Source organism: Phreatobacter sp., assembly GCF_022843985.1.
Lineage (GTDB): Bacteria > Pseudomonadota > Alphaproteobacteria > Rhizobiales > Phreatobacteraceae > Phreatobacter.
On record NZ_JALHMP010000042.1, the window covers coordinates 1 to 20874 of the forward strand.

A 20874-nucleotide genomic window follows, 5' to 3' on the forward strand; every position below is an offset into this window, starting at 1 on the left:
CCGGTCGCGACGCGGCGGCGGCGAGGACCGGAGCCGCCCGGGGGACAGGCGCGGCCTGCGGCGCCGGGGTGGCGACCACGGTCACGCTGGAGGCCGCGGTGACCTGGGCGGGACCGCTGGAGCGGGCGACGACGGTGGTGGCCGCGGGGGCTGAGTCGGGCAGCACGGGCCTTGCCACCGGCAACGGGGCGGAGGCCATGGTCACCGGCGCGGCGGCTGGCTGGGGGGCGGTCGCCTGCGGCAGCGATCCCGCCTGGATGATGGGCGCTGCGGCCAGCGAGGGATCGGGCTGGCGCAGGTCGGGGTTCTGCGTGGCGAGGACCGCCGTCTGCTGCCGGAACAGGCCGAAGGTCGGGGCCGGCGCGGCAGCCACCTGGACCTGGGGCGCAGGAGCCGGTGCCGCCTGAACGGCCGGGGCCTGGGCTCGCGGAGCCGGGTCGGGCACGTTTTGCGGCGCGGCGGAGGCAATCATCGTCGGGGTGACGTGCTGCGGGCGCGGCGCCGGCCTGCCGTCGGTCCGCAACGTGGCGAGGAGGATGCGGTCGTCGGACCCTTCGAGCGAGGCGCGGCCGATATACTCCACCCTGACCCGCGCCAGACCCTGGCCGCGGAAGTTCAGCATGTTCGAGGCGCGCTGCGACAGGTCGATCACACGGTTGCCGTGGAACGGGCCGCGGTCGTTGACGCGCACCACCAGCGAATGGCCATTCGACAGGTTGGTGACGCGGGCATAGCTCGGCATCGGCATGGTGCGGTGGGCGGCCGACAGCATATGCATATTGTAGACTTCGCCATTGGCGGTCAGGCGGCCGTGGAACTGGCGCCCGTACCATGAGGCAATGCCGGTCTCGGTATGGCCGTCGCGCTTCGCGAAGGGCGTGTAGCGCCGCCCGGCCACCGTGTAGGGTCGTCCGATCCGATAGGTGCCGCCGCCGCGCGGAACGGGCCGACCCTCCTCGACGACGCGGGGACTGGAGCTGACGCCGTAGCGGGCGTTGAAACGATCGACGGCCGGGGCGCCGCCGCTGGACGCCGTCTGGCTGTTGCAGCCGCCGAGCAGGACACCGAGGCCGCAGAGGGCCGAACAGGCGAGAAGCCTCGCGCGGGTCGCCGAAGGCACGGCGGTCTGGCGCGATTCCTCGCTCGTCGCTGAATGGGTCAAGCCGGTTGCTCCATGCCGCATGTCGCGCGGGTCTTCGCCCGCATTCCGCCGGCTGTCATACCCGACGTTGGCGAAGGGAGCCAGTGTCGGGGAGATTGAGACGAATTCGTGACGCAGACCTCAGTATGCCCGCGATGTGGTTGAGGCGGGATTAAGGATGGCGGCGGCGGCCGCTGGTGCCGCGTTCTCGTCTCACCTGTCGTGACTTCCCAGGTCAGGCACGATTCTCGGCGTCGCGCCCGTTGCGCATGGTTATCTCGCCCCTTTAACATCATATTCCTGACAATTTTAGTCACCATTCTGGATGTCGTCTTCTGTCGAGCCGCTGTTTCAGCCGCGACAGCCGCTGGCGAGACGCCTGCATTCTCACCTTTGAGGTGCGTAATGAAGGGAGACGTGACCCCTCGTCCCGCCGGCCGGTGCGGTCTTGCCGATGGCCGATGACAGCGAACAGACTCGGGAGGATCCCGCGCGCCTCTCCCTGTCGGGAGTGCCGGAGACCATGCTCTGGCCGCTCTGGAATCGTGCGGCCGAGATGCGCCGACAGGATCGCCTGATCGAAGATCCCATGGCGGCCGGGCTGGTCGCGCGCATCACCTATGATTTCGCCGGCCGTTTCGGCAGGCCCAGCGTCTTCCATCCGATCCGCGCCCGGGTGTCCGATGATCTGATCAGGGCATTCCTCCTGCGCCAACCCCACAAGGCGTCTGTCGTTGTCCTCGGCGAAGGCCTGGAGACACAGTTCTGGCGTCTCGGGGCGCCGGACGTGACCTGGTCCAGTGTCGATCTGCCGGAGGCGATCGCTGTCCGCCAGCGGCTGCTGCCGCATCACCCTGCGGTGCACCACGTCGCGTGTTCGGCCCTCGACCCCGCCTGGATGGACGCGGTCCCTGCGGTGCCAGCCCCCTTCATCAGTGCCGCGGGGCTTCTCATGTATTTCCAGGATGAGGAGGTTCGCACCCTCTTGGCGCGGATCGCAACGCGGTTCCCCGGCGGCGAGATCTTCTTCGACACCATCACGCCGCCGATCTCCCGCCGGACGCAGCGGGGATGGCAGATCACCCGGCACTATACGGCGCCCCCCATGCCCTGGGGGATCGCGATCGACGCTCTGCCCGGCTTTGTGGGTGCCATTCCGGGCATCGAGCTTCTGTCGGTTCAATCCTATGCCGATCCCTTCCCGCAGCGGACGCGCCTCTATTCGCTGCTGTCGCGGATCGGCCCGCTCAGACGCCGCTTTGCCGGCGGTCTCGTGCACCTGCGAATCAAGGACGCGCCGGGCAACCGGGCCGGGTGAGGCATCGTCGCGACAAGGGCACTGGACGACCGGCACAGGGCCTTTCGTCAGGATCGGCACTGGCGGAGAGGGTGAGATTCGAACTCACGGTGGGCTTGCACCCACGGCGGTTTTCAAGACCGCTGCCTTAAACCACTCGGCCACCTCTCCGGGGCGACGCCGCCGGTCCCCGCTGTCTAGAGCCAGCGGGGCGGTGGCGTCAACGCGGCGGGGGTGCGGGCTGTCGCCCTCCCGCCGCCGCCACGCAAAACCCCGCCGCCCGGACGGGCGGCGGGGCAAGCCTCACGGTGCGAGGGACCCGATCAGAAGCGGCAGACGCGCTCGCCCCAGCGGTTGATCCAGCAGCGGCGCACCGGGCGGAAGGGACGCTGGCCGTAGAAGCCGTAGGGGCGGTACGGACGATAGTGCCGATAGGGCCGATAGGGCCGATGGTGGCGGAAATGGCGGCGGCGCGGGCGATAGCCGTAGCCGTAGCCATAGCCCCACTGCATCTCCAGCGGAGCCCCGGCGGCCGGGACGGCCGCGGCCGGCGCAGCTGCCGCGGTAGCAGGCGCCGCCGTGGCGGCGGAACCGAAGGCGCCGGCGGCAATGGCGCCGCCCGCGAGCGAGAGGAAGAAAGTGCGACGATCCATGTGGAACCTCCTTGGATTAGGCAGGGGAGACTGTGACCCTCTTCAGTTGAACGATGGATGAACCGTTAACCGGCGGACCATCATTCCGGCGACTCGCCGTCGGCTCACGGTCCCTGGATGGGGATGGTCTTGCGCTCGGCGACAGCCTCGGGAGGCTTCGGCAGGTGAATCGTCAGCACGCCCTTCTCGAAGCGAGCCTCGACGGTTGCCGCATCAATGTCGAAGGAAACCGGGATGGTGCGCTGAAAGGTGCCGTAGCTGCGTTCGGTCACCTGCCAGTCCTTGCCGGATCGCTCGCTCTCGCTCTTCTTTTCGCCGCGCAGCATCAACGCGCGGCCGGCGGCAGAGATCTCGACATCCTTGGGGTCGCAGCCGGGCAGTTCGGCGGTGATGTCGATCGCATCAGCGCTCTCGGCGATATCGAGCGAGGGCGAGAAGCCCAGGGCATCGCGCCCGGCACCGAGGCCGGCGGATGGACCCATCGCCTGGAACAGGCGGTCGATTTCCCCCTGGAGCGTGGCGAGGGGGCTGCGGGACCAGTCCCCACGCGGGGAGAAGAGGGAAGGCAGGAAAGCATGCTGGGCCATGACCATCTCCTTCTGTGGCCGTTGCGATCGCCATGAAGATGAGAGCGCGCTGCAGGGATGCCATTGATCCACCTCAACGCCTTGCCATGCGGCCGCATGGCGCCGACTTGCTTGTCCAGACACGCGCTTTCGCCTATTGCCCAGCCTTGCCGCCGCGACGAGATCCGATGACCGCCAGTTCCCTCCTGCCCCCGACCGTTCCCGCTCCCGACCGTGCCGCGCCGAAGATTTCCTTCGTCTCGCTCGGCTGCCCCAAGGCGCTTGTCGATTCCGAACGCATCATCACGCGGCTCAGGGCCGAGGGCTATGAGCTGTCGCGCAGCCATCAGGGGGCCGATCTCGTCCTCGTGAACACCTGCGGCTTTCTGGATTCGGCCAAGGCGGAAAGCCTCGCCGCCATCGGCGACGCGCTGAAGGAAAACGGCCGCGTCATCGTTACCGGCTGTATGGGCGCCGAGCCCGAGCAGATCCGCGCCGCCCATCCCGCCGTGCTCGCCATCACCGGGCCCCAGCAATATGAGAGCGTTCTGGCCGCAGTCCACGAGGCGGCGCCGCCCCAGCACGATCCCTTCCTCGATCTGGTGCCGCCGCAGGGCATCAAGCTTACACCGCGCCACTACGCCTATCTGAAGATTTCCGAGGGCTGCAACAACCGCTGCACCTTCTGCATCATCCCGAAGCTGCGCGGCGATCTCGTCTCGCGCCCTCTCGGCGAAGTGATGCGCGAGGCGGAGAAGCTGGTGGCCGCCGGCGTCAAGGAACTGCTGATCGTCAGCCAGGACACGTCAGCCTATGGCATCGACGTGAAATATGCCGAGAGCCAGTGGCGAGACAGGACCTGGCGGACAAAGTTCCTCGACCTGTCGCAGGCCCTCGGCGAACTCGGCGTCTGGGTGCGGATGCAATATGTCTACCCCTATCCGCATGTCGATGAGGTCATCCCGCTGATGGCCGAGGGCAAGATCCTTCCCTATATCGACATTCCCTTCCAGCACGCCCATCCCGACGTGCTCAGGCGGATGAAGCGACCGGCGCATCAGGAAAAGACGGTCGAGCGCATCTGGCGCTGGCGCGAGATCTGCCCGGACCTGACCATCCGCTCCACCTTCATCGTGGGCTTTCCCGGCGAGACCGAAGAGGAGTTCGCGTTCCTGCTCGACTGGCTCGACGAGGTCGGCCTCGACCGGGTTGGCTGCTTCAAATACGAGCCGGTGGCCGGCGCCACCTCCAATGGCCTTGAGGGCCACGTGCCGCCCGAGGTGATGGAACGGCGCTGGCACCGCTTCATGAAGAAGCAGGCTGAGATTTCGGCGCGGCGGATCCGCAGGAAGGTTGGCACGCGCCAGCAGGTGCTGATCGACGAGGTCGGGCCCACCGTCGTCAAGGCGCGCTCCAGGGGCGACGCGCCGGAGATCGACGGCTCGGTCTTCATCCACACCCGGCGCAAGCTCGCCGTGGGGGAACTGGTCACCGTGAAGATCGACCGGGCCAGCGAATACGACCTCTTCGCGAGCTTGTGATCGCCCGCCGGAACGCTCCTTTTGCCAAGGATTAACCCTTTCGTGGACATGATCCGACCGTGGTTTGCGTGGGGCGTGGGTGCCGTCGCGGCCGGGTGGTGCAGTGCGGCAACAGTCGGCGCGCCTTGATCCCGGCCTCACGGTTTCGTCATGTTTGGCGCCCGCCGCCGGTGTTACGAGCCGCCCATTGTTCACGAAGACGAAGCGACAGGCATGTCCCGCGCCGGGCGGGATCCTTTGACGCACCGTCAGGTTCTGAGGCCTATGATGACGATCGACCGACGTTTCTTCGTTCTGGGTGCCCCCTTCATCCTGGGCGCCTGCACCACCCGCCGCGAGGAGCTGGTGCTTGAGACGCCGCGTTTCGACCCCTTCTACGTCGCCATGTATGCCGAGGTGCCGGGCGAGCCGCATCCGGTTCCCGCCATCGACCTGTCGAAGGTCGACGAGCGCTGGTGGCGGCGTGAGGTGGCCTATCGTGGGCGCGAGAACCCGGGCACGATCGTCGTCGATCCCACGTCCCGCTACGCCTACCTCGTGCTGGAGGGTGGACGCGCCATCCGCTATGGCGTCGGCGTCGGCAAGGAGGAGGGCTTCAACCTCACCGGCATCGCCTCGATCGGCCGCAAGGCCGCCTGGCCGCGCTGGACCCCCACCCGCGACATGATCCGCCGCGAGCCCGAGCGTTACGGCCCCGTCGCCGGCGGCATGCCCGGCGGTGCCGACAATCCGCTCGGGCCGCGCGCCCTCTACCTCTATCGCGGCAACCGCGACACGCTGTACCGCCTGCACGGCACGACGGAGCCCTGGACGATCGGGACGCAGGTCTCCTCGGGCTGCATCCGCTTCCTCAACCAGGACATCATCGACCTCTACAACCGCGTGCCCGTGGGTTCCACGGCCATCGTCCTGCCGACCGGCCAGAGCGCGATGAGCTGAGCCTGCGGCGGCCGCGTCCACGGCGCCAGCAAAGACCCGAAGGCCGGCCTCGCGCCGGCCTTTTTGCGTCACCGCGCCGTCCTGCGCGGTGACGCCCTCGAGGCTGGCGCCGGACGCCGTCGGCAATGCTGCGACCACCAGAGAAAAACAGACGATCCCGATGATGAATGCGGCCACGGTCGTGTCTCCCGTCAGAACCGCTGCAGGATAGGGCCTGTCGGGCTTTCGGGGATAAATGGGCGCCGAAAAAGCGCGCCACCGGCAGCGTCCGACCGGCCCATGCCAGCGTTCATGCGGCTTCAGCGCGTCAAAAACAATCGTTCACGGGCCTTGGTGGCGCCTGGCTATCCCCGCCTCCCCGGGCAGCGGCGGCCTCATCAGATCCGGTGATGAGATAATAATCCTCTAGGACGGCGATCCCATCACGTTCTGTGATCAGGTGTGGACAACCCGTCCATAGGCATCAAGGACGCTTTCATGCATCATTTCCGACAGGGTCGGATGGGGGAAAACGGTGTGAATCAATTCCTCTTCCGTCGTCTCGCAGTTCATCGCGACGACAAAGCCCTGGATCAGCTCCGTCACCTCGGCGCCGATCATGTGGGCACCGAGAAGCTTGCCGGTCTTCGCGTCGAAGATGGTCTTGACCAGCCCCTCGGGCTCACCGAGGGCGATGGCCTTGCCGTTGCCCATGAAGGGGAAGCGCCCGACCTTGAGACTGTAGCCGGCTTCCTTGGCCTTCGCCTCGGTCAGGCCGACGGAGGCCACCTGCGGGTGGCAATAGGTACAGCCGGGAATCATCGCCTTGTCCATGGCGTGGGTGTGCAGCCCCTTGATCGTCTCGACGCAGATGACCCCCTCGTGCTCGGCTTTGTGGGCGAGCATCGGCGGCCCGGCCACATCGCCGATGGCGTAGATGCCGGGCACGCTGGTGCGGCCGAGACCGTCGGTCTTCACGGTGCCGCGGTCCATGGTGACGCCGAGCGCCTCGAGGCCGAGGCCCTCGACATTGCCGACGACGCCGACGGCGGAGATCATCCGCTCGGCGGTGATGGTGCGCTTCGCCCCCTTCTCGTCCTCGACGGTCGCCGTGACGGCATTGGCAGCCTTCTCCACCTTGGTCACCTTGGTGGAGGTGAGGATGGTCATGCCCTGTTTCTCGAAGCGCTTGCGGGCATGGGCGGAAATCTCGGCATCCTCCACCGGCATGATCTGCGGCAGGACCTCCACCACCGTCACCTCGGCGCCCATCGTGCGGTAGAAGGAGGCGAATTCGATGCCGATGGCGCCCGAGCCCATGACGATGAGGCTTTTGGGCATGGCCTCCGGCTTCATCGCCTCGAAATAGGTCCAGATCAGCTTGCCGTCGGGTTCGATGCCCGGCAGGACACGCGGCCTGGCGCCGGTCGCGACGATGATGTGCTTCGCCCGGTAGGTGCCGGCCCCCAGCGTGCCCTTGGGCGGGGGCACCTGCGGCTGCACCGCGGGCTTGGACGACGCGGAAACCACCACCTGGCCGACCCCGGCGATCTTTGCCTCGCCCCAGATGACGTCGATCTTGTTCTTCTTCATCAGGAAGCCGATGCCGCCGTTGAGCTGGGCGGAGACGCCGCGCGATCGCTTCACCACCGCGCCGATGTCGGCGGACATCGTCCCGTTCAGAGTCAGGCCGTAATCCTTGGCATGGGTGGCATAATGGTAGATCTCGGCGGAGCGCAGCAGCGCCTTGGTCGGGATGCAGCCCCAGTTGAGGCAGATGCCGCCGAGATGCTCGCGTTCGACGACGGCGGTCTTCAGGCCGAGCTGGGCGGCGCGGATGGCCGCGACATACCCGCCAGGGCCGCCGCCGATGATGAGGATGTCGTAGCTCTCGGTCATCACGCTCTCCGTCGTTTTCGGGCAACATGGCCCGTCAGCGATTTCATATTGCCTGCGTCCGCAGGCACAGCCACTGGACCAGAACACCGGCGACAAGACCAAGAAGGCTTGCGATCAGGCCGATCCATTCCTGTAGGTCCGGAGCCTGTGGCCTCCCGAGGACCAGCAACCAGAAGAAGCCCGCAAGGGTGAGACCGATCGCCGCTGCCAGGAGCCCAAAGGCGAGCTTCATAAACCGGTCGACGGCGATACCCAGGACGATCCGTATGGTGAAAACCAGCCACACGGCAGTGAGGAGGGTCACGACGGGCAGCATCACAAGGATGATGCCCTGCCCGAGATCGGTCGATGTCGCCGGTATCGCCGCGACGCTCCATCCCGCCGCAAGCGACAGGGGCAACGCGAGGAGGATCGCAGCAATTACTCCCATCGCCTCCCCGCTTGGTTCGAGCCGACCTAACAGCGCGCCAGCTCAGACCAGCATGCCGATGGGGTTCTCGATATAGCCGCGGAATGCCGCCATCAGCTCGGCGCCGAGCGCCCCGTCAACGGCGCGGTGGTCGGTGGAGAGCGTCACGCTCATGACGGTCGCTACCGCCGGCGCGTCATTCTTCACCACGACGCGCTTCTCTCCGGCGCCGACGGCGAGGATCGTCGCATGCGGCGGGTTGATGACCGCGGCGAAGTCCTTGATGCCGAACATGCCGAGGTTGGACACGGCAGAGGAGCCGCCCTGGTACTCCTCGGGCTTCAGCTTGCGGTTGCGGGCACGGGCCGCCAGGTCCTTCATCTCGTTGGAGATGACCGAGACCGGCTTGTGGCAGGCATCGCGGATGACCGGCGTGATGAGGCCGCCGGGAATGGAGACGGCGACGCCGATATCGGCGTGCTGGTGTTTCAGCATGGCGCCGTCGGTCCAGGTGACATTGGCGTCCGGCACGGCGCGCAGCGACAGGGCCAGCGCCTTGATGACGAGGTCGTTGACCGAGAGCTTGTAGGCCGGCTTGCCGTCGCGGACAGGGGCCGCCTTGTTGATCTGCTCGCGCAGGGCGAGCAGGGCGTCGAGCTCGCAGTCGATCGTCAGGTAGAAGTGCGGGATCGTCGTCTTCGCTTCCGTCAGGCGGCGGGCGATGACCTTGCGCATGTTGTCATGCGGGATCTCCTCGAAGGAGCCGGGCACGAAGAGCTTCTTCACCTGCTCGTCGGAGGGGCCGGCGACCGGCGCCGGCTTCGGGGCGGAGGGAGCGGCAGCCGCAGCCGGGGTCGGAGCGGCCTTGGCCGTGCCGCCGGCGAGCGCCGACTTCACGTCACGCTCGACGACGCGGCCATGCGGGCCGGTTCCCGCGACTTTCGAGAGATCGATGCCCTCCAGCTTGGCGATGCGCTTGGCCAGGGGCGATGCGAAGAGGCGGATGCCGGACGCGGCCGCGGCGATACTTGCCGGAGCCGCAGCGGCGGCAACAGCCGGTTCGGCCTTGGTCGGGGCGGGTGCGGCGGCGGGCGCCGGTGCGGCAGCGGCGGGTTTGGCCCCTGCCCCACCTGCAGCCGCCTTCACGTCCTCGCCTTCGGCGGCGATGACGGCGATGATCTGGTTGACCGGCACGTCCTGGGCGCCCGCGGCGACAACAATCCTGGCGAGAATGCCCTCATCCACCGCCTCGACCTCCATCGTCGCCTTGTCGGTCTCGATCTCGGCGATGACGTCACCGGCCTTGATGGTGTCGCCTTCCTTCTTCAGCCACTTGGCGAGGTTCCCCTTCTCCATGGTCGGGGACAGCGCGGGCATCAGGATGTCGATGGGCATGGCGGCCTCGGTGTCAGGCGGCGGAAAGGGCGAAGGCAACACGATCGAACCGCGTCATGGCCGGGCTTGTCCCGGCCATCCACGACTTGAACACGTCGCCAAAAATCAACTCGTGGATGCCTGGGCCAGGCCCGGGCATGACGGATAGCGTCTCGCGAACATCGGCCAAGGTCTCCTCCTCAACTGATGGCGGTGGTGGTGCCCGGATCGGTCGGGCTGTCGAGTTCGGCGTCCAGCATGTTGCGGATGCGGTCGAGGGTCAGGTCCTCGGAGGCACCGGTTTCCATGGCGTGGATGCGGGCCACGTGACGGGCGATGTCGGCGAGGACCATGCCCCAGGCCTGGGCGTCGTCGAAGGCGCGGCGCACCGAGATGTGCAGGCCTCCCTCGACGATGGCGGCGCGCACGATCTCGACGCCGCCCTGTTCGAGGGCGGCCGGGGGAATCGCGAGGGCGTCGAAGGGAAGGGTCATTTCTTTAACTGCCAAACGCCCCGACCATTTTCGCGGCCGTAAGTGAGTTTGCCTTCGTCACGAAGTCTTTGAGCAGCCCAACGGGTTTCGTACTGCCAAGTGTAGTACAGGTCGCCCGACGCTTTAAGAGTTGCCTCGTTATCGCGCCATATCAGGCGGGCGACATCAACGACAGTTCCTGTACCCCCCAGCTCATCAAGGGCTTTGACCACTGCGTTCGGAAGGTCGCCCCGCGTCATGCTGCCCTCACTTGTACGTCACAGCCCTGACGGCCTCGATCACGTCGGCGACCGAGGGCAGCGCCAGCTTTTCGAGATTGGCGGCATAGGGCATGGGCACGTCCTTGCCGGAGACGCGGGCGGGCGGCGCATCGAGATAGTCGAAGGCGCGCTCCACCACCCGGGCCGAGATCTCGGCGCCGACGCCGGACTGCTGCCAGCCCTCCTCCACCGTGACGATGCGGCCGGTCTTCATCACAGAGGCGATGATGGTCTCGGTGTCGAGCGGGCGCAGCGAGCGCAGGTCGATCACCTCGGCGTCGATGCCGAGCTTTTCCAGTTCCGCCGCCGCCTTGGTGGCGTAGGTCATGCCGATGGACCAGGCGACGATGGTGACGTCCTTGCCGGGCCGGTGGATGCGCGCCTTGCCGATGGGCAGGACGAAATCGTCGAGCTTCGGCACCTCGAAGCTCTGGCCGTAGAGGATCTCGTTCTCGAGGAAGATGACCGGGTTGGGGTCGCGGATGGCCGCCTTCAGGAGGCCCTTGGCATCGGCCGCCGTATAGGGTGCGACGACCTTGAGGCCGGGAATATGCGAGTACCAGGCCGAATAGTCCTGGCTGTGCTGGGCGGCGACGCGGGCCGCGGCTCCGTTCGGCCCGCGGAAGACGATGGGGCAGCCCATCTGGCCACCGGACATGTAGAGGGTCTTGGCCGCCGAATTGATGATCTGGTCGATCGCCTGCATGGCGAAGTTGAAGGTCATGAACTCGACGATGGGCTTGAGGCCCGTAAAGGCGGCGCCGACACCGATGCCGGCGAAGCCGTGCTCGGTGATCGGCGTGTCGATGACGCGGCGGGCGCCGAACTCCTGCAGCAACCCCTGGGTGATCTTGTAGGCGCCCTGGTACTCGGCGACCTCCTCACCCATGACGAAGACCGCGTCGTCCTTGCGCATCTCCTCGGCCATGGCGTCGCGCAGCGCCTCGCGCACCGTCATGGTCACCATCTCCGTGCCGGCGGGAACGTCCGGGTCGGCGGCGACAGAGGCTACCGGGGCGGCGGCGGGCGGGGCCTGGATCACCGCCGGTGCGGCGGGCGGCGCTGACTGGTCGGCGCGCATGGCGGCGGCCTCGGGCGTCGGCTGCTGGGACTTCGCCACCGGGGCGGGCGCGGAGCCGGCGGCCTCGCCCTCCTGCGTCAAAACGGCGATGATCTCGTTGACCGCGACGTCCTGCGTGCCCTCGGCGACAAGGATCCTGGCGAGAATGCCCTCGTCGACCGCCTCCACCTCCATGGTGGCCTTGTCGGTCTCGATCTCGGCAATGACGTCGCCGGGCTTGACCTTGTCGCCTTCCTTCTTGGTCCACTTGGCAAGGTTGCCCTTCTCCATCGTGGGCGACAGCGCCGGCATCAGGATGTTGACAGGCATGGAAGGCTTCCGGTCAGGAGGTCAGGAACGGGCGGAAATCACGCCGGTGGCGATGCCGGCTATCAGGGAGGCGAAGAAGACGGCGAAGGCGAGGTAAAGGCGCTTCAGGTGGGGCAAAGCTTCGGCGGGCATGGATCAGCTGGTGCCCATCCAGACGACGAAGCGGCGGAGTCCGAGCGCGCGATAGGGCGGATGCCGCTCGGACAGGCTCCAGGCCCGTATGATGGACCAGGCTGCGACCAGCCAGGCGCCGACGGCGATCAGGCCGATCACCGTCGCCAGAAGGCTACCCGTGCCCATCGCCCGCGCCTCACTTCAGGATGTCGGTCCAGAGCTCGGACGGATCCGGCTCGGGATCATTGGTGGCGAACTCGGCGCTCTCGGCGACGATGTCGCGCACGCCGGCATCGATCGTCTTCAGCTCGTCCTCGGAGACCTGCCACTCCTTCAGCAGCCGTTCGCGCACCTGCTCGATCGGGTCGTGCTCGGTGCGCATCTTCTGCACCTCGTCCTTCGAGCGGTACTTGGCAGGGTCCGACATGGAATGGCCGCGATAGCGGTAGGTCTGCATCTCGAGGATGTAGGGCCCCTTCCCCGCCCGGCACCATTCCATGGCGCGCAGGCCCGCGGCGTAGGTCTCGCGGATGTCCATCCCGTCGACCTGCTCGCCGGGAATGTTGAAGGACAGGCCACGCCGCGAGAAGTCGGTCTGGGCGGAGGCGCGGTTCACCGCCGTGCCCATGGCGTAGCGGTTGTTCTCGATGATGTAGATGACCGGCAGCTTCCAGAGCGCGGCCATGTTGAAGCTCTCGTAGACCTGGCCCTGATTGGCCGCGCCGTCGCCGAAATAGGTCAGCGAGACATTGTCGTTGCCGCGGTAGCGGTTGGCGAAAGCGAGGCCGGTGCCGAGCGAGACCTGGGCGCCGACGATGCCGTGGCCGCCATAGAAGTGCTTCTCGGCGGAGAACATGTGCATGGACCCGCCCTTGCCGCGGGAATAGCCGCCGCGCCGGCCGGTCAGTTCGGCCATGACACCGTTGGCACTCATGCCGGTGGCCAGCATATGGCCGTGGTCGCGATAGCCCGTGATGACCTGGTCACCGGCCTTGGACGCCATCTGCATGCCGACGACCACGGCTTCCTGGCCGATATAGAGGTGGCAGAAGCCGCCGATGAGGCCCATGCCGTACATCTGGCCGGCCTTTTCCTCGAAGCGGCGGATGAGCAGCATCTCGCGGTAGGCGGAGAGCTCCTGCTCCCTGGTGAGCGCCGGGACCTTGGCCGCTGCGGATTTCGTCGAGGGGGCTCGGCCCGTGGCCTTGGCGGCGGCCGGCGGGCGCGCCGCCTTCGCCGGACCATCCGATGTCTTGCTCGCCGCCTTCACGGCAGCGGGCGCGGCCTTGGTCCGGGTTGCAGCCATCGGTGTCCCCTTCGCATTGAGTGCTGTCTCCACATGTAGCGTCTGGTCCGTTCCCTGGGAAGGGCACCGTCCGGTCCATTGTGCAATGCACAAACCATTGGCATTGCAACGCAATCAGGGGCTTAACCGAAACGTGGTTCAGGAATGAGCGTCAACCGATTTTCGGTTCACGACGCGATCCGACGGTCAGGGCCGTCCCAAGATCAGCACGAGATCCCGGGGGTCGACGAAATTCAGGATCTCGCGCGCCCTCTCGTCCAGCATGTCGGGATCGATGGCTTCGGCGCGCAGCAGGGCGACGCGGCGGGCGACCTCGGCCTTCTCCTTGCGCAGGGTGGCGAGCTGGCCGCCGAGATCGTCGATCTGGGCGATGAACTGCTGCTTGGCATGGATGCCGCGCTCGCCATGATAGGCGTGGAAGCCGAAATAGGCGATCAGCGCGGCGGCGGCCGCATAGAGCCCCATCGCCTGGAGAATCCGCTGACGTCTCGTGCGCACGACCATGGGACGATCATGCCCGATCGCGGGTTTCGGGAGCGTTAACGCTTGCTGAAGGGCGGGCTTGGCCGGTGCCTGCCGCGGCGGCGATCAGCAACCCGAGGACGATGCCGGCGACGCCAAGGGCGGCGAGCGGCGTCGGGATCTCGCCGAGGGCGGGAATGCCGATGAGCGTCCCGAGGACCGGAATCATCGGCGGGAACCGTGCGGCGACGGCGACCCCGAGGGTGCGGGTGCCATAGGTCCATAGCAGCAGGCCGAGAGCGATGTTGAGGACGCCCTGGTTGATGCCGTGGAAAAGCAGGATCGGCCAGGAGACCGCGTTGAGCCCGGGCTCGAGGACGCCGACATAGAGGGGCAGGAAGGCGACGGCTGACAGGGTCGAGACGATGGAGGCGCCGACCACCGAGGGCACCTGCCAGCGGCCGCAGAGCCAGGTGAAGATGCCCCAGCCGACGCCGCAGACGACGAAGATCAGATCGCCGACGACGGTGAGCGGCCCCTCCCGACCGGAAGAGCCGGCAATGGCGATCGCAGCGAGGCCCGACAGGACGATGGCGAAGCCGACCATGGCACCGAAGGGAATGCGCGCCCGCATGCCGAGATAGGCCAGCGTCGTTGCCGTCACCGCCACCATGCCGGGCTGTATGGCGGAGGCATGGGCCGCCGGCGCATAGTTGAGCCCGATATTGGAGAGCACGGTGAGCGGCACGCCGCCGGTCAGGGCCAGGGCGAGACCCTTGCCCCAGCCGAGGCCGGCACAGTCGAGGATCCCGGCCCGCACGAAGAAAGGCGCCATCACCGCCGCGGCGAAGATGAAGCGGAGCGCCGCCATGTCATAGGCCGTGAGACCGGATTGCAGGCCCCAGCGCACCGAGACGAACTGGCCGCCATAGATGGTAACCGCCGCGAACATGGCAAGGAGGGCGAGGCGGCGGGGAGCGATGACGGGCACGGACTACCCTGTGGCCAACCCTCGTTCTGCCGCAATGGGTTTGTGTGCATCGCAACCATGTGCGCCAGCGGCCAGCGCGGGGCCGCCCGCCGCAAAAGACAAAGGCGGGCCCGAGGGCCCGCCATCCGTGACCTGCCCGAGACCCGCACGGCCCAGGGCGAAGCCTCAGCCCTTGACCTTGAGGGCGCCGCGGCCGGCATAGCGCGCCTGGGGGCCGAGCTCCTCCTCGATGCGGATGAGCTGGTTGTACTTGGCGGTGCGATCGGAGCGAGCGAGCGAGCCGGTCTTGATCTGCCCGCAATTGGTGGCGACAGCGAGGTCGGCAATCGTCGAATCCTCGGTCTCGCCGGAACGGTGCGACATGACCGCCGTGTAGCCGGCATTGTGCGCCATGGAGACGGCGGCAAGGGTCTCGGTCAGCGTGCCGATCTGGTTGACCTTCACCAGGATCGAGTTGCCGAGGCCCTTGTCGATGCCCATCGACAGGCGCCGGGTGTTGGTGACGAAGAGGTCGTCGCCGACCAGCTGGCACTTGCCACCGACGAGGTCGGTGAGGATCTTCCAGCCGTCGATGTCGTCCTCGGACATGCCGTCCTCGATGGAGAGGATCGGATAGTCGGCGACGAGCTTGGCGAGGTATTTCGCCTGGGCCTTGGGGTCGCGGGTCTTGCGCTCACCCTCATAGGCATAGACGCCGTCCTTGAAGAATTCGGTGGCGGCGCAGTCGAGGGCGATGACGATGTCGTCGCCGGCCTTGTAGCCGGCCTTGTCGATGGCGGTCATGACGAAATCGAGGGCCGCCTGGGCCGATTTCAGGTTGGGGGCGAAGCCGCCCTCGTCGCCGACATTGGTGTTGTGACCGTCGGCCTTCAGCGCCGCCTTGAGCGTATGGAAGATCTCGGAGCCCATGCGCACGGCCTCGGCGAAGGTCTTGGCCCCCACCGGCATGATCATGAATTCCTGGAAGTCGATGGGGTTGTCGGCATGCGCACCGCCATTGACGATGTTCATCATCGGCACGGGCAGGACATGGGAGAAGGCGCCGCCGACATATTTGTAGAGCGGCAGCTCGCGCGAAATGGCCGCCGCCTTGGCGGTGGCGAGCGAGACGCCGAGGATGGCGTTGGCGCCGAGCCGCGACTTGTTCTCGGTGCCGTCGAGGGCGATCATCGTCTGGTCGATCTGCACCTGGTTGGTCGCGTCGAGGCCGGACAGCGCGTCGAAGATCTCGCCATTGACGGCGTCGACCGCCTTGGTCACGCCCTTGCCGAGATAACGCTTCTTGTCGCCGTCGCGCAGCTCGACGGCCTCGTGGGCGCCGGTCGAGGCGCCCGAGGGCACCGCCGCCCGCCCCTTCGCGCCGTCATCGAGCAGCACGTCGACCTCCACCGTCGGATTGCCGCGGCTGTCGAGGATTTCGCGGGCGATGATGTCGACGATGGCGGTCATGGCAGCCTCTCCGGCAAGCAGCGGTGGGAATGCCGGCCTTCTACAGCATGGGGCGTCCTGTTCAAGCGGCGAGGCGGATCACGCCTGCCCCCCAGGCGGGGTTTTCCATCGTGCCGGTCGATCTGCTATCACCCCAGTCACCCCCCGAGGCCCGCGGATCGCAGGGCCCAACAGGACGACGACCATGGCCGATCTGATGCTGGGCAAGACCGTCGCGATGCCCGCTTCCCCTGAGGCGGCGACGCTCGACCGGGTGCCCAACCCCCATCCCGACACCCATTATGTGGCGCGCTTCGTCGCGCCGGAGTTCACTTCCCTCTGCCCGGTGACCGGGCAGCCCGACTTCGCCCACCTTGTCATCGACTATGTGCCGGGCGACTGGCTGGTCGAATCGAAATCGCTGAAGCTCTACCTCTCGGCGTTCCGCAACCACGGCGCCTTCCACGAGGATTGCACCGTGGCGATCGGCAAGCGGCTGCGCGACCTGCTCGGCCCGCGCTGGCTGCGCATCGGCGGTTACTGGTATCCGCGCGGCGGCATCCCCATCGACGTGTTCTGGCAGACAGGCGCGCCCCTGGAGGGTGTCTGGTTGCCCGACCAGGGTGTGGCTCCCTATCGCGGCCGGGGCTGAACGACGCTGCGGAAGCTGTCCCGGCGCCCAAAGCTCACGCTAGGGAATTGACTTTTCAGCACGATTTTCCCTGTCGGGTGGTCGCAGCAACCCCTGATCCGATGGACGCGGACAGGTCGAATCAGCGAAAGCTGGTGCGACATGCTGAAGGCAAAACGCGACCAGGATGCTCCCGATCTTCCGGTGAGGCTCGACGGGCTGACCGACGACCCGCCGCCGCCCAGCTATGCCCGCCTGCTGACATGGGCGGGGGTCGCTCTGCTCGCGGTGTCCGCCGCGCTCCTCGCGGCGCGGACCGAAACGGGCAGCGAACGGTTCGCCCGGCTGGCCCTGCCGGTCCCGCCCGGCCAGCAGGCGCGTACGGAACCGCCGCGCCCTGCCCCGTCAGATCCGCTGCTCGTCTATGAAACTCGCCGGCTCGCCGACCAGATCCGCGTTCTCGCGGCCGAACGCGAGAGCCTGATGGACCGACTCGCCAGCGTCGAGCGGACGGTCGGTGACGTGACCGCCTCGATCCCGCGCGACGTGACGGCCTCCATTCCCCGCGCCGAGGTCACCGGTGCGCCGCGACCCGCGGTGCGCGTCGTTGCGCCGGTGGCGCCGACGGTCCTGCCGGCGACGGGATCGGTGTCCGGTGGCCCGGTGTCACCCGCCTCCCCACCATCCGTTGCGGCCGCGCCGCCTGCGACCGCTTCGGCGGCCCTGTCCACCGCCCCGGTTCCTGTGCCCTCGCCGCTGACGCCGGCATCACAGCCGGCGGCGGCGCAGGGCGCGACACCTGCCATCGCCACGCCGCCGGAAGCCCAGGACTCCACAGCGATCCGGACGGAGTTCGGGGTGGATCTCGCAGGTGACCCCTCGATCGACGGGCTGCGCAGTCGCTGGCAGCAATTGCGCGCCCAGCACGGGCCGATGCTCGAGGGCCTCAGGCCTGTCGTCGCCATCCAGGAGGGCGGCGGCTCCGGGGGGCTGGAATTGCGGCTGGTGGCAGGTCCGCTGTCCAATGCCAATGCCGCAGCGCGACTGTGCGCGACCCTCTCCCTCGCAGGGGTGAATTGCAAACCGACGGTTTTCGACGGACAAAGACTGGCTCTGCGCTGACAGGCGCAGGCGGCAGCCGGCGGGCGGCCTTATTGCATGGATATCCAAAGAGCGGACAGCGGCCCGGCCGTTCAAGTCTGCCGTCAGGGAGGAATTCGCATGGCATCCAGGCCATTCGCTTGGGAAAAATCCTATCCCGCCGGCGTCCGGTGGGACACGCCGCTCAAGATCACGACCCTCGGGGCGTTAGTCGATGCGGCAACCGAGACCTTTGCCGCCCGCGCCGCCTTCGAATTCCGCGACACTGTGATCACCTACCGCGACCTCGGCCACCGCATGCGCACCTTCGGGGCAGCGCTGCTCCGCGCCGGACTGGGGGCCGGCGATACGGTCGCCCTCTACCTGCCCAACATGCCGACCCATCCGATCAGCTTCTTCGGCGCGGCCAAGGCCGGGATCAGGCTGGTCCATCTCTCGCCGCTCGATGCCGAGCGCGTGCTGGCCTACAAGCTGACGGATGCCGGCGCGCGCACCCTGGTCACGTCGAACATCGCGCCGCTCTTCGGCATGGCGCTGAAGCTGCACGAGCAAGGCCTCATCGATCGGCTCATCGTCGCCGAGGACGCCGACTTCGGCGCGTCAGGTCTTCCCACCCTGCCGATTCCCGCCAAGAAGGGCATCGTCACCTTCGCCGATTTCGTCGCCGGCGCCACTCCGCCAGACATCTGGCCGCAGGTTACGCCCGAGGACGTGGCGCTGCTTCAGTATACGGGCGGCACGACCGGCATGCCCAAGGGCGCCATGCTGAGCCACAAGAACATCACGGCGGCAGTCTCCATCTACGATGCCTGGCAGCCTGCCCTGCCCTCCGGCGACCCGGCCAAGGACAAGATCATCCTCGTCCTGCCGCTGTTCCACATCTATGCGCTGACCAGCGTCATGCTGCGCCAGATCACCCGGGGCTCCTGCATGCCGCTGCGCATGCGCTTCGACCCCGACCAGACTTTCGACGATTTCGAGAAGCGGCGGGCGACGATCTTTCCGGGCGTGCCGACCATGTGGATCGCCCTGGTCAACCATCCGCGTTTTGCGACCGCCGACCTCTCTTCGCTGATCTATGCCGCGTCTGGCGGCGCTCCGCTGCCGGTGGAGATCGCGCGGCGTTTCGAGGAGCGCGCGGGTTTCCGCCTGACCGGCGGCTGGGGCATGACGGAGACCTCCCCCTCGGGGACCAATGTGCCGAATTTCGGGGTGCCGAAGCCCGGCACGATCGGGCTGCCGCTGCCGGGGCTGGAAATGGACATCTGCGCCCTCGACGACCCGCACAAGGTGCTGGCGCCCGGCGAGATCGGCGAGATCCGCATCCGTGGCCCGAATGTCACGCGCGGCTACTGGAACCGCCCGGAAGAGACCGCCGCCTCCTTTGCCGACGGATGGTTCCTCACCGGCGACATCGGCTATATGGACCAGGATGGCTTCTTCTTCATTGTCGACCGCAAGAAGGACATGATCATCTCCGGCGGCTTCAACGTCTATCCGCAGATGATCGAGCAGGCCGTCTACGAGCATCCTTCCGTGGCGGAGGTGATCGTCCTTGGCGTTCCCGATCCCTACCGGGGCGAGGCCGCCAAGGCCTTCGTCACCCTGCGAAACGGGGCCAGCGCCTTCTCGCTGGAGGATCTGCAGGCCTTTCTCAAGGACAAGGTCGGCCGCCACGAAATGCCACAGGCGCTGGAATTCCGCGACGCCTTGCCGAAGACCACGGTCGGCAAGCTGTCCCGGGCCGAACTGCGCAGCGCGATCCGCGCGGCCAGTTGACCGCACAGCGCTGTACGACATTGGTGACGGCGACGCCCTTTCGAGCCTCGTCCCATCGCGGGGCAGCGCTTGCCCGTTTCGACCTTCCGTGCTGACTGTGTGGCGCGGAGCGGAAGGCTCTGCCGGAGTACTTGTCCATGGCGACACCGAGCGAGGCCAGACGGGCCTATTGGCTGCTGCTCGCGATGCCGCTGTTCTTTTCCTCCAATCTGGTGATCGCCCGCGCCATGGGCGATGCCGTGCCGCCCTTCACCCTGGCGCTGCTGCGCTGGGGTGTCGCCGTCCTCATCCTGCTGCCCTTCACCATCGACGGGCTCCGCCAGAATGCCGCGACGCTGGCCCTGCACTGGCGACGAATCGTCCTGCTCGGCGTTCTTGGCATGTGGATCTGCGGCGCCGGCGTCTATTGGGCGCTGGGCCTGACCACGGCGACGAATGGAACGCTGATCTACACGACCTCGCCGGTCCTCGTGCTGCTCATCGACCGCTTCGTGCACGGCAAGGCCCTGTCATGGCTGCGCCTCGCCGGGGTGGTCATCGCCATCGCAGGTGTCACCGTCATCGTGGTCAAGGGTGATCCCTCCGCCCTCGCCCGGCTGGACTTCAATCTCGGCGACCTCGGAATCGCCGCCGCGGCCTGCGCCTGGGCGGTCTATTCGCTGGTGTTGCGGAACGAGGGCCTCGCGACGCTGCCGACCATGCCGCTCTTCACCGCCATCGCCATCGCCGGTGTCGTCGCCCTGGCGCCGTTCTCGGCTGCCGAGCTCGCATTGGTCGGCGGTTCGCCGCGCACGGCGTGGCTCTGGGCCGGCGTTTTCGGGCTCGCCCTGTTTTCGGCTGTCGGTGCCTTCTCCCTCTACCAATACGGGGTCAAGATGGTCGGGCCGGCGGTCACATCGTGCTTTCTCTATCTCCTGCCTCTCTACGGGGTCGGGCTGTCCGTGCTCTTCCTCGGAGAGGCGTTCGAGCCGCATCATCTCGTCGGCATGGCCCTGGTCCTCGGGGGACTTGTGGCTGCCACCATCCCGCAGGATCTGCTCGCCGGGGCGCGACATACCTTCAGGCGCAAATTTGTCGTGCCGGAGGGCGGTTCTCCCCCCTCGTCAACGCCCTAATTTGG

22 protein-coding genes and 1 tRNA gene are annotated in these 20874 nt (G+C 67.3%); 7 read left to right on the forward strand and 16 right to left on the reverse strand.

All coding sequences use genetic code 11. The features are described 5' to 3' along the window. On the reverse strand, positions 1-1162 hold a 1162-nt coding region (locus tag Q0C57_RS19950; RefSeq protein WP_296579347.1), incomplete at its 3' end, for a septal ring lytic transglycosylase RlpA family protein. Between the two features lie 433 nt (positions 1163-1595). Here Q0C57_RS19950 and Q0C57_RS19955 point away from each other — a divergent pair. After that, positions 1596-2459: a class I SAM-dependent methyltransferase gene (locus Q0C57_RS19955; protein ID WP_296579349.1), complete on the forward strand. Its 864-nt coding sequence runs from the start codon at positions 1596-1598 to the stop codon at positions 2457-2459. 60 nt (positions 2460-2519) lie between these two features. On the opposite strand, the gene Q0C57_RS19960 is transcribed toward Q0C57_RS19955, so the two are convergent. From Q0C57_RS19960 to Q0C57_RS19970, 3 genes are all read right to left on the reverse strand, one after another. Further along, positions 2520-2609, reverse strand: a tRNA-Ser gene (locus Q0C57_RS19960). A 152-nt stretch (positions 2610-2761) separates the two neighbouring features. Continuing rightward, positions 2762-3091, reverse strand: coding sequence for a hypothetical protein (locus Q0C57_RS19965; protein ID WP_296579351.1), 330 nt, complete (start codon positions 3089-3091; stop codon positions 2762-2764). 104 nt (positions 3092-3195) lie between these two features. After that, the gene (locus Q0C57_RS19970) at positions 3196-3678 is read right to left on the reverse strand and encodes an Hsp20/alpha crystallin family protein (RefSeq protein ID WP_296579354.1); all 483 of its coding nucleotides are present in this window, start codon (positions 3676-3678) and stop codon (positions 3196-3198) included. 167 nt (positions 3679-3845) lie between these two features. Here Q0C57_RS19970 and rimO point away from each other — a divergent pair, with 167 nt between their 5' ends. Together rimO and Q0C57_RS19980 are read left to right on the forward strand one after the other, a co-directional pair. Continuing rightward, positions 3846-5198 carry a 30S ribosomal protein S12 methylthiotransferase RimO gene (gene rimO, locus Q0C57_RS19975; protein WP_296579357.1) on the forward strand — a complete coding sequence of 451 codons (1353 nt, stop codon included), beginning with the start codon at positions 3846-3848 and terminating at the stop codon, positions 5196-5198. A 267-nt stretch (positions 5199-5465) separates the two neighbouring features. After that, on the forward strand, positions 5466-6137 hold the full coding sequence (locus tag Q0C57_RS19980; RefSeq protein ID WP_296579360.1) for a L,D-transpeptidase: 672 nt from the start codon (positions 5466-5468) through the stop codon (positions 6135-6137). A gap of 435 nt (positions 6138-6572) precedes the next feature. Here Q0C57_RS19980 and lpdA read toward each other — a convergent pair whose 3' ends face one another. The 12 genes from lpdA to eno form a co-directional block, all read right to left on the reverse strand. Continuing rightward, the gene (gene lpdA, locus Q0C57_RS19985) at positions 6573-8015 is read right to left on the reverse strand and encodes a dihydrolipoyl dehydrogenase (protein ID WP_296579362.1); all 1443 of its coding nucleotides are present in this window, start codon (positions 8013-8015) and stop codon (positions 6573-6575) included. A 43-nt stretch (positions 8016-8058) separates the two neighbouring features. Further along, the gene (locus tag Q0C57_RS19990) at positions 8059-8445 is read right to left on the reverse strand and encodes a hypothetical protein (protein ID WP_296579365.1); all 387 of its coding nucleotides are present in this window, start codon (positions 8443-8445) and stop codon (positions 8059-8061) included. A gap of 42 nt (positions 8446-8487) precedes the next feature. Next, positions 8488-9819, reverse strand: a complete 1332-nt coding sequence (locus Q0C57_RS19995; RefSeq protein ID WP_296579367.1) for a pyruvate dehydrogenase complex dihydrolipoamide acetyltransferase — start codon at positions 9817-9819, stop codon at positions 8488-8490. Between the two features lie 13 nt (positions 9820-9832). Further along, the gene (locus tag Q0C57_RS20000; RefSeq protein WP_296579369.1) at positions 9833-9988 is read right to left on the reverse strand and encodes a hypothetical protein; all 156 of its coding nucleotides are present in this window, start codon (positions 9986-9988) and stop codon (positions 9833-9835) included. Positions 9989-9998: 10 nt separating this feature from the next. Continuing rightward, positions 9999-10292 carry a DUF5076 domain-containing protein gene (locus tag Q0C57_RS20005; RefSeq protein WP_296579371.1) on the reverse strand — a complete coding sequence of 98 codons (294 nt, stop codon included), beginning with the start codon at positions 10290-10292 and terminating at the stop codon, positions 9999-10001. Beyond that, a complete protein-coding gene (locus Q0C57_RS20010) occupies positions 10289-10531 on the reverse strand; it encodes a hypothetical protein (RefSeq protein ID WP_296579374.1) in 243 nt (80 codons plus the stop codon). Before Q0C57_RS20010 ends, Q0C57_RS20005 begins: the two co-directional genes overlap by 4 nt. A gap of 7 nt (positions 10532-10538) precedes the next feature. Then, positions 10539-11942 carry a pyruvate dehydrogenase complex E1 component subunit beta gene (locus Q0C57_RS20015; protein WP_296579376.1) on the reverse strand — a complete coding sequence of 468 codons (1404 nt, stop codon included), beginning with the start codon at positions 11940-11942 and terminating at the stop codon, positions 10539-10541. A gap of 135 nt (positions 11943-12077) precedes the next feature. Further along, the gene (locus Q0C57_RS20020) at positions 12078-12242 is read right to left on the reverse strand and encodes a hypothetical protein (RefSeq protein WP_296579378.1); all 165 of its coding nucleotides are present in this window, start codon (positions 12240-12242) and stop codon (positions 12078-12080) included. Positions 12243-12252: 10 nt separating this feature from the next. Beyond that, positions 12253-13362, reverse strand: coding sequence for a pyruvate dehydrogenase (acetyl-transferring) E1 component subunit alpha (pdhA, locus tag Q0C57_RS20025; protein ID WP_296579381.1), 1110 nt, complete (start codon positions 13360-13362; stop codon positions 12253-12255). Positions 13363-13548: 186 nt separating this feature from the next. Next, on the reverse strand, positions 13549-13866 hold the full coding sequence (locus Q0C57_RS20030) for a septum formation initiator family protein (RefSeq protein WP_296579383.1): 318 nt from the start codon (positions 13864-13866) through the stop codon (positions 13549-13551). A 7-nt stretch (positions 13867-13873) separates the two neighbouring features. Next, positions 13874-14815 carry a DMT family transporter gene (locus Q0C57_RS20035; RefSeq protein ID WP_296579385.1) on the reverse strand — a complete coding sequence of 314 codons (942 nt, stop codon included), beginning with the start codon at positions 14813-14815 and terminating at the stop codon, positions 13874-13876. A gap of 165 nt (positions 14816-14980) precedes the next feature. Next, the gene (eno, locus tag Q0C57_RS20040; RefSeq protein ID WP_296579387.1) at positions 14981-16264 is read right to left on the reverse strand and encodes a phosphopyruvate hydratase; all 1284 of its coding nucleotides are present in this window, start codon (positions 16262-16264) and stop codon (positions 14981-14983) included. A gap of 184 nt (positions 16265-16448) precedes the next feature. Here eno and queF point away from each other — a divergent pair, with 184 nt between their 5' ends. From queF to Q0C57_RS20060, 4 genes are all read left to right on the forward strand, one after another. Further along, positions 16449-16895, forward strand: coding sequence for a preQ(1) synthase (queF, locus tag Q0C57_RS20045; protein WP_296579390.1), 447 nt, complete (start codon positions 16449-16451; stop codon positions 16893-16895). A gap of 141 nt (positions 16896-17036) precedes the next feature. Further along, a complete protein-coding gene (locus Q0C57_RS20050) occupies positions 17037-17996 on the forward strand; it encodes a hypothetical protein (protein WP_296579392.1) in 960 nt (319 codons plus the stop codon). A gap of 99 nt (positions 17997-18095) precedes the next feature. Then, entirely contained in the window at positions 18096-19754 is a 1659-nt protein-coding gene (pimA, locus tag Q0C57_RS20055) for a dicarboxylate--CoA ligase PimA (protein ID WP_296579395.1), read from the forward strand. 137 nt (positions 19755-19891) lie between these two features. Further along, positions 19892-20869, forward strand: coding sequence for a DMT family transporter (locus Q0C57_RS20060; RefSeq protein WP_296579398.1), 978 nt, complete (start codon positions 19892-19894; stop codon positions 20867-20869). Positions 20870-20874 lie beyond the last annotated feature (5 nt).